The organism is Pseudarthrobacter sp. Y6, assembly GCF_050156205.1.
GTDB lineage: Bacteria > Actinomycetota > Actinomycetes > Actinomycetales > Micrococcaceae > Arthrobacter.
Genome location: NZ_CP189574.1, coordinates 2,312,239 through 2,324,094, shown reverse-complemented (window position 1 = coordinate 2,324,094; position 11,856 = coordinate 2,312,239). Strand labels below are relative to the sequence as shown.

10 protein-coding genes are annotated in these 11,856 nt (G+C 66.2%); 3 read left to right on the top strand and 7 right to left on the bottom strand.

The window, feature by feature from the left end; all coding sequences use genetic code 11:
• Positions 1–26: 26 nt before the first annotated feature.
• From ACQCSW_RS11135 to ACQCSW_RS11110, 6 genes are all read right to left on the bottom strand, one after another.
• Positions 27–473 (bottom strand): hypothetical protein, encoded by a 447-nt coding sequence (locus ACQCSW_RS11135; protein WP_426985890.1) that lies wholly within the window; start codon positions 471–473, stop codon positions 27–29.
• Positions 470–1,693, bottom strand: a complete 1,224-nt coding sequence (locus tag ACQCSW_RS11130) for a signal peptidase I (protein WP_426985888.1) — start codon at positions 1,691–1,693, stop codon at positions 470–472. The genes ACQCSW_RS11135 and ACQCSW_RS11130 overlap by 4 nt, the downstream gene beginning before the upstream one ends.
• Positions 1,694–1,714: 21 nt before the next feature.
• Complete coding sequence (locus tag ACQCSW_RS11125; protein ID WP_426985886.1) at positions 1,715–2,338, bottom strand: SipW-dependent-type signal peptide-containing protein; 624 nt, start codon at positions 2,336–2,338, stop codon at positions 1,715–1,717.
• Positions 2,339–2,343: 5 nt separating this feature from the next.
• On the bottom strand, positions 2,344–2,973 hold the full coding sequence (locus tag ACQCSW_RS11120; protein ID WP_426985884.1) for a SipW-dependent-type signal peptide-containing protein: 630 nt from the start codon (positions 2,971–2,973) through the stop codon (positions 2,344–2,346).
• Between the two features lie 973 nt (positions 2,974–3,946).
• A complete protein-coding gene (gene pepN / locus ACQCSW_RS11115; protein WP_426985882.1) occupies positions 3,947–6,598 on the bottom strand; it encodes an aminopeptidase N in 2,652 nt (883 codons plus the stop codon).
• 53 nt (positions 6,599–6,651) lie between these two features.
• Positions 6,652–7,641: a putative sulfate exporter family transporter gene (locus tag ACQCSW_RS11110; RefSeq protein ID WP_354252727.1), complete on the bottom strand. Its 990-nt coding sequence runs from the start codon at positions 7,639–7,641 to the stop codon at positions 6,652–6,654.
• Positions 7,642–7,845: 204 nt separating this feature from the next.
• Here ACQCSW_RS11110 and ACQCSW_RS11105 point away from each other — a divergent pair, with 204 nt between their 5' ends.
• The 3 genes from ACQCSW_RS11105 to ACQCSW_RS11095 all read left to right on the top strand — a co-directional run bounded on the left by ACQCSW_RS11105 (position 7,846) and on the right by ACQCSW_RS11095 (position 11,252).
• Positions 7,846–9,402 carry a circularly permuted type 2 ATP-grasp protein gene (locus ACQCSW_RS11105; protein ID WP_426985880.1) on the top strand — a complete coding sequence of 519 codons (1,557 nt, stop codon included), beginning with the start codon at positions 7,846–7,848 and terminating at the stop codon, positions 9,400–9,402.
• 75 nt (positions 9,403–9,477) lie between these two features.
• Entirely contained in the window at positions 9,478–10,404 is a 927-nt protein-coding gene (locus tag ACQCSW_RS11100; RefSeq protein ID WP_426985878.1) for an alpha-E domain-containing protein, read from the top strand.
• Positions 10,401–11,252, top strand: a complete 852-nt coding sequence (locus ACQCSW_RS11095) for a transglutaminase family protein (RefSeq protein WP_426985876.1) — start codon at positions 10,401–10,403, stop codon at positions 11,250–11,252. The genes ACQCSW_RS11100 and ACQCSW_RS11095 overlap by 4 nt, the downstream gene beginning before the upstream one ends.
• 29 nt (positions 11,253–11,281) lie before the next feature.
• Here the strand turns inward: ACQCSW_RS11095 and ACQCSW_RS11090 are convergent, their stop codons facing one another.
• Complete coding sequence (locus ACQCSW_RS11090; RefSeq protein ID WP_426985874.1) at positions 11,282–11,824, bottom strand: pyridoxamine 5'-phosphate oxidase family protein; 543 nt, start codon at positions 11,822–11,824, stop codon at positions 11,282–11,284.
• Positions 11,825–11,856 lie beyond the last annotated feature (32 nt).

Here is an 11,856-nt window from a genome sequence, read left to right as displayed (position 1 = left end):
ACCCGGACACGGGCATGACGGAGGTGTCAGGGCACGCTGCAGCTGTATACAAGTCCGGTGAATGCAGAGACGGTTCCGGTTACGGGGATTGATGTCCAGCCGCCGGGCCCGGTGGCGGTGAGTGAGAAGGTGCCTGAACCGATGCTGAGGATGCCGGAGGGCAACGTCACGGACGTCGCGCTCGGGGCGAGGGTTCCGTTGCCGGAGGGGCCTCCTGTCGTTGTCGCCGTCACGGTCCAGGCGTATCCGCCCCTGGTGAGTCCGCCCGTAGGGGCGGTCCAGGTGAACTTGGGGGGCGATAGGACTCCGGCCGTGCAGGCGAGTGAGGTTGCCGGGGCGACCGTTCCGGCGGTGAACGACCCGGAGCCGTATTGCGGGTAGGTCCACGAGGCGAGGCTCTGCCGGGGAGGAGCGATTGTCAGTGCGGCGGCCATGACCAGCAGTCCGGCTCCGACAAGGTACCGGCGTTTCATGGCGTCACCCTGGCTCTCCGGCGCTGCCGGGCGCCGGGGAGCCGGGCGGATGAGGCGAGTATGAGCCCGGTGGTGACTGCGCCCAGGGCCGCGAGGAGTGGTGGCCACAGGTCGGCGCCCGTTGATGCGAGGGAGCTGACACTTCCGCCGGTCGATAGTTCGTCGCCGACGCCGCTGGCCGTGAGGTTGAAGGTGGCCGATCCGGTCGGAAGGATTCCCGTGTTGGCGGGCAGGGCCGCGTCGATGAGGATCCAGCGTTGCTGGCCGGAGGGCATCGACGTCAGCACGAGAGGGCCGGGGATCAGGGTGGAGGCCGGGCCGGGCCCAAGAAGTACGGTCCCGCCGCTCTGGCATCTGCCGCCGGCCCAGCGTACCTCGCACATGCTCACGGTGAGCTGGAGCCCGTTCGGATCCGCGGCGAGGCCACCCTGCGCCGTCAGCGAGATACTGACGACGCCGGGGTCGTCCGGGTGCGCTGCGACTCCGATCTGCCACGGCACGGGCGCCGCAGGCACCAGTTGGGCCATGAGTGTCTTGTCCCCGACCGATGTCAGTGTCAGGACCGGGCCCTGGATCACCTCGTCCGTGACGGCCGCATTCGCGGGAGCCGCCGCGTTGACGACGGGTGCGGATAGCGTGAGGAGCACGATCAGGGCGAGTCCGCCGGTCCCGGCGGCGTGGCTTCGGGTACTGCGGCGCCGGGCGCCGCGCCGCGGGCGGGGTGCCGGGTCACCGTGTGGCCAGAACGCCCAGGTTACGAGTCCGGCGGCACCGATGGTGATCCCGCCGAGGGCGAGGGGATTGGAGACGGCATTCACGGCGTAGGCGAGTTGCGGGACGGAGAAGAGCACGATCCTCACGTTGCTCACGACATATGGCGCGGGGTCCTCCGCGGGGTTCGCGTCCCCGCGCAGGGTGATGATCCTGGTGTCGCCGGCTGCCGGGGATACGGAGGTGACGCGGTGTGTCACGGGCAGGGCAGGGCTCCGGTCGACGGTGACGACGTCGCCGACGCGGATGTCGGAGGCGGGAATCTGTTTGACGATCGCGAGTGAGCCGGCGGGGATCGTCGGGCTCATCGATCCGGTCTTGAACATGATGAGTGTGATGTCGAAGAAGAACGCGATGAGTACCAGAACGATGCAGACGGCGCCGCCGATCGCGGCGACGGTCAGCAGGGCGTTGCCGGCGCGGCCCCCAAAGCCGCCCCGATCGGTCACGTGCGAGTCCATCTCCGGGCCCTAGGAGGAGATTCCCGAGAAGAGCCAGGTGACCGTGCCCGTCCCGCCCTGGTAGGTGTTGGCGGCTCCGGACTGGATCCTCACGTCGTAGCAGTAACGCAGTTCCCCGCCCGGGGATGTGATCGCGGACGCGACGGGTGTGGCCGGAACGGTTGTCACCGCAAGGTAGGTCGATGCCGAGCCCGCGATGTAGGTGGGCGTTCCGGAAAAAGCGGTGGAGTCGCACGTTGTGCCGGTTCCCGACGTGCGTACCGCCCGGTATTCGAGCACCGGTACGAGGGTCCCCGACGTGGTCGAGCCCGCGAGCGTGATCGTTCCGCCGGCCGTCGAGGCGGCCGTCGTGCGGATGTTCACCCAGGCGTACTGCGAAACGGTCGGTGACATCGCCGTGGCGTTGAACACGAGCGAAGCCCCAGGGGGAGAGATGTTGCCCGCCCACACCCCACCCACGGTGCTGGACTCAGTGTTGAAGATGCTCGCCGTGAACGACCCCGTCGCGTACTCGGAGTCGGTCCAGGCCGCGAGGGTCACGGTGGCGCCCGCGCCCAGGACAAGGGCACCGGCGAGAACGGCGCGCACCCGGGTGAGGGCGCGGCCCCTCACCCGTGCGAGATGCCTGGGCACGGTGATTACGGAGTTGAGGTCGCGAGGAATTCCCAGGTTCCGACGGCCGAGGTGTCCTGTACCAGCGATGTGCTCGAGGTGACCTGGATGCACAGGAACACGTCAGCTCCGGTGAGCGTGCCGAGACTGGTCGACCTGGCCAGGCTGAAGGTCGAAGCGCCGGCCACCGAGTTCAGTGCAGTGCCCGCCGGAACGATCGTGGCCGTACCCGTTGCCGTTGGCGTGCACCCCGCGACCGAGGCGACCTTAATGATCTTGTAGGTGAGCTGGCCCGCAGCCGTGCCGGACGATGCGGCCGAGTTCATCGATACCGTTGCGTCGAAGTTCGTGGTCGTGTCCAGCTGAAGGACATAGGGTGCAGCGACGGTCTCGCTGGGGCTCAGGTTGTTGAAGCCGGTCGTGAAGCTCAGCGCCGCGGGCGAGCCGGCAGCGTGGTCACCGAACGTCGTACCGTCCGCGCTGCCCAGCACATTGAAGTGACCAACGCCGAACGTGCCCGTCACGAACTCCGAGTCGTTCCAGGCCGCGAGCGTGACCGCAGCCCCAAGGCCAAGGACGAGACCACCGGCCAGGATGGCTTTGACTTTCCGGTTCTTCGAACGATCAACAGTCTGCGTGGTTTCCGAATTGGACATCTGATTCCCCCATGATCTGACCCGTACCCGGGGCCGTGTGCCAGCGCCGGAACAGCACACCGGTAAAACAAACACAGGGGGCCTCGCGGAACGTAGCCCCTCCACCGCGACTGTACGCCCCAATCCGTCTCTTAAGTGCGGTTCAATGGCACTGCGGCCGATTCCATGCCTGGAATCGTCGATCGGATGTCAGATTCGGGGACCTCGGCAACAAAGGCTATGACCGCCTGCGTCTTCCAGCGTCTTTAAAATCGGCAGGACAATGCATGGAGTCGATTCAGCGCATTCAGGCCGGCAGAGGACCGCTCACAACCGACGAGACGGGCCTTCCCCGGGTTTCGTTTGACTCTCGGGGTTTAGTGTTGCGCGGCGGCTTTGAGGCCGGGTTCGGGGGTCGGGTCCAATTTGCCGGAAACTGGCGCCAAGGCATTTCCAGAGTGTCGGGTAACGATCGTTCCCAAGACACCGTTTGAGATCCCTCCGGGCCCAAGGAATACAAGGGCCCGCCGTGTAACGGTTGCCGCGTACACACCATCGCAACGGATACCTCCCTTCGCGATACACCAAATCCGCGAAGGGCTTCTTGGCTAAGAACCGGGCCGGTCGCCACGGCCCACGGCTGATTTCTGGTGAAATATTCGCGCTAACGTCGGATATTTCACTTTTTCACAAGCCACCCCAATAGGATCGTGAGAGTGAATCGGCAACCATGGCACCGTTTGCTTGCCTGGGTGATCGACTGGACTTGCATACTCGCCTTCGTACCGACGTGCGCTCGTCCGCAACACGCTGAAGATAGCCGTTCTTTGGACGATAGGACGTGCAGCCGTCTTCGCTATTGTTGCGTCGAACGCGGAAGGTGCCGTGCCTCCCGGGATCTGGGTGGCCACGGCGTTCGCCTGCGTATTGCCGGTCGCTTACGTCGCGTCACTATTTTCCGGCACATCCGTCACCCTGCATTCCCCGTAGCGGTTTACAGGACCGGGAGGCCAGCTTCCGGCGCCGGAACGGACTGCTGCTGTGCGGTGAGCGCCCGCAGCAGGTGGCTCCGCTGTTCCACAATGATCCGGCGCAGCGCCCGGGGTGCGTCAGTGTTGCCCGTCAGCCAGGCATCCGTGCGGAGCATCACGGGGTGCCCCGCAGGCAGCGTCCCCGCCGGCAGATCCTGCGCCAAGGGATACAGCCCCCGGACGATCCGGCTGGCGATTTCAATGCTCCGGTTGTCCCAGACACCGCGGAGGCACTCGAAATACGGCTCCACATAGGGTTCCAGGAGGGCAGCGGGAGCGGTGGTAAATCCAACGATGGTGGCGCTGAGAAGCTGGTTCGACAGCTCCGTCCCCTCCACGGCGTTCTGCCAGGCGGCGGCCTTGACATCAGGCTCCGGACGGGCGGCCAGCGCCGTGGCGTGGCCCGCCCGGCCCGAGGCGGTGGTGTCCCGTTCGAGCTCTGCGTCCAGCTCTTCGGAGGTGGCCTGCCCGTTGGCCGCCAGAGCGTGCCAGAGGCTCCAGCGCAGCTCGGCGTCCACGGCCAGGCCATCCACCACCACCGTGCCGTCCAGAAGGCCCCTGAGCCGGGGGAGGAGGGCAGCGTCGTGACGGCTGACAGCGGAGAGCGTCCGCGCCCAGGCCAGCTGGTGGTCCGAGCCCGGCGCTGCCTTACCCAGCTGGGCGTCGGCCGCCGCCAGGAAGGAGCCACGCACCGCGTCGCGTCGGGCCAAGGGGGTGTAGCGCTCGACGGCGGTGGAGGCGTTCTCGAGGATGTTCAGCAGCACGCCGACTCCCGTTTCGGACGGTCCGAACGACGTCACGGCCGCCACATAGCGGGAGGCCGGGCTTTCCCCGTCGCGGGCGGAGTTCCACAGCGCCGTCCAGCAGAGGGCGCGGGCCATGGGATCGGTGATCCGGTCCAGGGATGCCAACACCGTCGCCTCCGACACCGCGTCCAGCCGCACTTTGGCGTAGGTGAGGTCATCATCGTTAACGAGCAGCAGGGCGGGCCGCGGCTGGCCGGCCAGCTCCGGGACGTCCGTCCGCGCTCCGGCAACGTCCGTTTCGACACTCCCGGTGCGGACCAGCGCGCCGTCGGCGTCGAAGTTGTAGGAGCCCACGTGCAGCCGGTGCGGGCGCAGTTCCTCCCGTCCGGTAACGGGGTCCACGGCATCCTGGACGATCGTCGCGGCGCCGAGGACGCCGTCGTGCGTGTCGGTCTCCAGGGACAGTGTGGAGATGCCGGAGGTCTGCAGCCAGGCGGCAGCCCAGCCGGCAAGGTCGCGGCCAGAGGCAGCACGGAGCGCCTTCAGGAGGTCCGCCAGGGTGGTGTTTCCATAGGCGTGGTCGCGGAAGTACTGCCGTGAGCCGGCGATGAACGCGTCAAACCCCACGTACGCCACCAGCTGCTTCAGCACGGAAGCCCCCTTGGCGTAGGTGATGCCGTCGAAGTTCTGTTTGGCCGCCTCGAGGTCCGGGATGTCGGCAACGATCGGATGGGTGGTGGGCAGCTGGTCCTGGATATAGGCCCACGCCTTGCGCTTGTTGGCGAAGTTGACCCAGGCTGTCTCCCAGTCCGTGGCGCGGTCCACCCCGAGGGTGCCCATGTAGTCCGCGAAGGACTCCTTCAGCCACAGGTCGTCCCACCACTGCATCGTGACCAGGTCGCCGAACCACATGTGCGCCATCTCGTGCATCAGCGTGTTCGCGCGGGCCTGGTACTGCGCGTCGGTGGCGCGGGATGTGAACACATAGCTTTCGGTGAACGTGACCAGCCCCGGGTTTTCCATCGCGCCCAGGTTGTATTCGGGGACAAAGGCCTGGTCGTATTTCCCCCAGGGGTACGGGAAGTCGAAAAGCCGGTTGAAGAAGTCCAGCCCGTTTTTGGTCAGGCGAAAGAGCTCCGCAGCATCGAACGATTCCGCCATGGAAGCCCTGCAGTACAGGGCCAGTGGCACCTCCAGCGGCGTGCCGTCGTTGAGCGTTGCGCTCCAGTGGTCCTGGGCTTTGAAGTACGGCCCGGCAAGCACTGTGGTGATGTATGTGGACATAGGGCAGGTGGCGGCGAAGTCCCAGCGGCTGGTGGCCGGATCGCTGGTCAGCTGCGTGCGGGCAGCTTCAACTCCGTTGGAGGCGACCTCCCAGTCTGACGGTGCCATGACGTGGAACGTGTACTCGGCTTTGAGGTCAGGCTGTTCAAAGTTGGCGAACACGCGCCGGGCGTCGGCGGGCTCGTACTGCGTGTAGAGGTAGCACTGGCCGTCGGCCGGATCCACAAAGCGGTGCATGCCCTCACCGGACCGGCTGTACAGGGCGGTGCCGGTGACCGTTACCTGGTTCTCTGCCTGCAGGTTGTCCAGGCGGATCCGGGAACCATCCACAACGTCGGCCACGGGAAGCCCTTTGCCGTTGAGGAACACACTGTGGACTTCGCCGGCGATGAAATCCAGAAATGTAGACGGTACCTGCCCCTGGCCCGGCTCGGCGGCGGAGAAGTTGATAACGCTGCGGCTGGTGTAGCCCGCTACGTCCGGGTCCGCTGCCTGCCGCACATCCAGCGAGACGTCGTAACTGTGGGTGCTTATCAGGGCTGACCGTTGAGCGGCTTCATCGCGCTGCAGATTCTCATGTGACACTCAGCTATCTAATCACGGGACCCGGGCCCGCAGCGCACCATCCCCGCCTCGGCCTAGGCGGTCATCAGCAGGGCCGCTGCCAGGCCCAGCAGCGCGATCAGCAGCCACGCCGCCAGCGCCGCGAGAAGTGCCCTCGCTCCGGTGTGCAGCAGGGTGCGGATCCGCACGGCGGACCCGAGCCCGAACAGCGCCGCCCCCAGGAGAATGTCCTGCAGTCCGGCGCCGGCGTCGAGCCAACCTTCGGAGAGCCAGCCCGTGGACCGAAGCGCCACCATGGCCACAAATCCCACTACAAACAGGGGCACCAACGGCGGCAGTGCGTGTTGTCCTGAAGTGCTCATGCGGTGGTGCACGCCCGCCACAGCAACCACCGGTGCCAGGAGCAGCACTCGGGTGAGCTTGACGACGACGGCGATGCCCAGTGCCGCGGTGCCGGCAGTTTGCGCCGTGGCCACCACCTGGCCGACGTCGTGCACCGACGCACCTGTCCAGGCGCCGAAAGCGAGGGGGCTCAATTGCAGGGGATGCATCAGCAGCGGCAGGATGCCGATCGCCAAGGTGCCGCACAGTGTCACCAGCGCCACCGGCAGCACGGTATCCGCATGCCGGATCCGGCGCACTGCCGCCATGGCTCCGATGGCGGACGCCCCGCAGATCGAAAAGCCGGTTGCCACCAACAGCGCGGTCTCACGCGGCAGCCGGAACAGCCGCACCAGCATGTACGTGCCGCCGAAACTCAGAAGCACCACGCCAGTGATCAGGACCATGGCCAGCCAGCCCAGGCCCAGGATGTCCATGATGCTTACTTTGAGGCCCAGCAGGACGATGCCGCCCCGCATCAGGTGCTTGCCCGCGAAGTCCAGGCCCGGACGCGCCCGGCCAGCGATCCAGACGGCCGTGCCCGGCAGGTTTGCGGCGAGCAGGCCCAGCGCAACCGCAATGGTCATGGCCGGCAGTGCCGGCACCACGGCATGTACAGCGAAGGCAACGGCCAGGGCGGGGGTGGCCGTCAGGAGGCCGGGCAGGAGCCTGCGGGAACGCATTGTCACACCACGAAGGCGGGCCCGCAGTCCGCTGCGGCGGCCGCTGTTCCCGCCGTCTCCGGAGCTCCCGGGATTACTTGTCTCTGGCACTCACTAACCTTGCCGGATAGAACACGGATTCAACGAACCGCCGTTGCCTCCGGCAACACGCCACAATGGACGGCAGTAATGATTTCGAAACAAAAAGATGGTTGGCTAAAGGACATGTCAGACCTATTTCAGGAGTACTCCGAGGCCGCCGGGCGCACCGGCGCCTACGACGAGATGTTCACCCCCGGCCAGGAGGCCCGCGATTCGTACGCGGAGGTGGCGGACGCGCTACGCAAGCTCTCCCTCGCCGACGTCAGCGCCCGGGCGGATTCCATGGCACGGACCTTCCTGGACCGCGGTGTGACCTTTGACTTCGCGGGGGAGGAGCGGCCGTTTCCGCTCGACATCGTCCCCCGCGTTATCCCCGCTGATGAGTGGACCGTGCTGGAAAAGGGCGTGGCGCAGCGCGTCCGGGCCCTGGAAGCCTTCCTCAACGATGTCTACGACAAAATGAACGTGGTGGCCGACGGCGTCATCCCGCGCCAACTCGTCACCACCAGCGCCCACTTCCACCGCCAGGTGCACGGCTTCGAGCCGGCCGGCGGAGTCCGCGTCCACATCTCCGGCATCGATGTGGTGCGCGACGCAGCGGGCACCTTCCGTGTCCTGGAAGACAATGTGCGGGTGCCGTCCGGCGTCAGCTACGTTCTGGAAAACCGGCGGGCCATGGCCAAGGGCCTGCCCGAAGCATTTGGCCAGCAGCTCATTCGGCCCGTGGAAGAGTACCCCCGCCGGCTGCTGTCCGCCCTGCGCAAAACGGCGCCCGCCGGCGTCGACGATCCCACGGTAGTGGTGCTGACCCCCGGCGTCTTCAACAGCGCCTACTTTGAACACACCCTGCTGGCCGGCCTGATGGGCGTGGAGCTTGTGGAAGGCCGCGACCTCATCTGCCGCGGCAACCGCGTCTATATGCGCACCACGGCCGGTGAGCAGCGCGTGGACGTGATCTACAAACGCATCGACGACGAGTTCCTGGATCCCCTGCAGTTCCGCTCGGATTCCATGCTCGGCTGCCCGGGGCTGGTCAACGCCGCCAGGGCCGGCGGCGTGACCATCGCCAACGCCGTGGGTAACGGCGTGGCCGACGACAAACTTGTCTACAGTTACGTTCCGGACCTCATCCGCTACTACCTCAGCGAGGAGCCCGTCATCGCGAACGTGGACACGTTCCGGCTTGAGGAGAAGGAAGCCCGGGAATATGTCCTGGATAACCTGGCGGAGCTCGTGGTGAAGCCCGTGGACGGCTCCGGCGGCAAGGGCCTGGTTATCGGGCCGGACGCCTCCAAGGATGAACTCGAGGCCCTGCGCCAGCGGGTCGTCGCTGACCCGCGGGGCTGGATCGCGCAGCCGGTCCTGCAGCTTTCCACGGTGCCTACCCTCGGCGGGGATAAATTCGGCCCGCGGCACGTGGACCTGCGCCCCTTTGCTGTCAACGACGGCGACGACGTCTGGGTACTTCCCGGCGGACTCACCAGGGTGGCCCTCAAGGAAGGCTCCCTCATTGTGAACTCCAGCCAGGGCGGCGGCTCCAAGGACACCTGGGTGCTGGCAGACTCACCCCAGGTGCCGGTGGAAACTGTTCCTCGGCCCACCATTTCCATCCGTGAGCGGGTATCGGTCTGGCCAGTGGAGAGCAACTGGCGCGACCGCCAGTCGGAGCAGCAGCAGTGAGCCGGACCATCGAACCGGCACAATTGTTCACGGGTTCATGCCCACAGATTTCGGACGCGCAGGAGGTCACCGCGAATGCTTAGCCGTATTGCTGAGTCCCTATTTTGGATCGGACGCTATGTGGAACGGGCCGACGGCACCGCCCGCATCCTGGACGTGCACCTGGAACGCCTGAACCACCTCCCCATGGACGAACGCCGCAGGGTGGCCCAGGAACTGCTCGCAGTGATGGGCGCCCGGCCGCAGAGCGAAGACTTCGGCCTGCCCGAACTCCTGCACGCCCTGGCGTACGACAAAACCAGTGCAACGTCCATCGCCGGGTCGCTGGGAGCTGCGCGTGAGAATGCCCGCCGCGCCCGAGAGACCGTGTCCTCGGGCCTATGGGAGAGCCTCAACACCACGTACTACGGGCTGAGCCAGCACCGCAAGGACGTGGTGGGGACGTACCGCTTCTGCAACTGGACGCTGGAACGTACGGCCATGGTCAGCGGTCTGGCCGACACCACCGTGAGCCATGATGAAAGCTGGCTGTTCCTGGTATTGGGCCGGTCGCTGGAGCGCGCCGACATGACCGCGCGTATGCTTTCCACCCGGGATGTCCTCTCCGCAGGCATGTCCTGGGTCAACATGCTGCGCTGCGCGGGAGCTTATGAGTCGTTCCTGCGTACCCGTCGTGCTGCCTTCGGGGACCAGCACGCCGCCGAGTTCCTCCTGCTCGACCGGTTGTTCCCGCGGTCCATCGTCTATGCCCTGAGTGACGCCGATGAGTGCCTCGCCAAGCTGGACCCGTCGGCACAGCGCGTGGGCTTCATCAACGATGCCCGACGGATCGTGGGCCAGGCCCGCACCTTCCTCGAGTTCCACCGGACGGACGATCTGATGTCCGAACTGCCCGAGCACATGGAACGCGTGCAGAAGGCCGTCTCGCAGGCCTCGGACGCCATTTCCCGTAAATACTTCAATCAGGCAGACGAACTGGCCTGGGTGGGAGAAGTTTCATGACCCGGCTGAGCATCATCCACACCACGGCATACAAGTACAATAAACGCGTCACGCTTTCGTACAACGAGGCCCGCATGACGCCCCTGACCGATCCCCAGCAAGTGGTCCTTGAATCCGTGCTCAAGGTCTCACCTTCGCAGGCGGCCGTGAGCAACTACCGGGACTACTGGGGCACACGGGTCACCGCCTTCGACATGCAGATGCCGCACGACCACCTCGAGGTCGTCTCCAACATCACTGTTGAAGTTCACCGGGCTGAAAAAATCCCCGCTGACGCTGACATCGCGGGCTGGGACGTCCTCGCATCGAAGGAGTCGCTGAATACGTTCAGCGACTGGCTGCCGCAGTCCCAGCTGAGCGGTCCCGGTCCCGAGGTGCTGGGCATCATTCCAGGCGTGGTCGAAGGCAAGAACCCGCACGAGGCTGCGATGGCCATTTTCGAATGGATGCGCGGCGAGATGACGTACATGTCCGGTTCCACCGCGGTGACCACCAACGCCGAGGAAGCCTGGGGCCAGCGGCAGGGCGTCTGCCAGGACCTCGCACACCTCGCCATCGGCGCACTGCGCAGCTGCGGCATTCCCGCCCGCTACGTGTCCGGTTACCTGCACCCACGGTCGACGGCGGCCATCGGCGAGACAGTCGCCGGCCAGTCGCATGCGTGGCTGGAGTTCTGGGACGGCGAGTGGCGTAGCTGGGATCCCACGAACCACAAACCAGCAGGGGACTACCACGTCACCGTCGCCCGGGGACGGGATTACCGGGATGTTCCCCCGCTAAAGGGCATCCTGTCCGGTGGTGGCGGGTCGGCGCTGAGCGTAAGCGTGGAAATCACCCGACTCGCCTAGGCGGGGGCGTTTCCCCGTCCTGCCCAGCGCTACTCCGGGGCTGTCTTGGCCGCTCCGCTGAGCTGGGTCCACCAGGTCATGGGCGCGGTGACTTTGAACCGGCGCCCGGTCACAGTGCCCGGGCTCACCCGGACAAACGTGTCCTTCCGCCCGGCCTGCCAAGGGAAGAGGTACAGGGCCGCGGAGTCCAGGATGTTCTCGGTTCCTGTGATGGCCTTTGCCGGTCCTTTGACTACCACGCTCCAGGCGAGGCCACTGACGGCATCCACGCCGTCGGCCTCCAACGCCACAGCGGCACCACCGGAGGCGGCGGCCAGCTTGGTTCCTGCGCCGGTGCGGAAGACTAATGTTCCGCCATCCACCGTGTAGTTGATGGGGAAGATGTCGGGCTGGCCGTCTACGAGGACGGCCAGCCTGCCTACCGAAACCGTCCGCAACAGGGCCCAGCATTCGTGGTGTTCCAGGTTCTCGACCTGGGACGTTGACTCGCCGGAGTTGGACTCTCGGGACGTTGACTCGTTGGACGCTGGGTCACCGGACAGTGGTTCACCGGACATTGGCTCGCTGCTCATGCCGCCGAGCCTACGCCCAACACCCCGGCCAG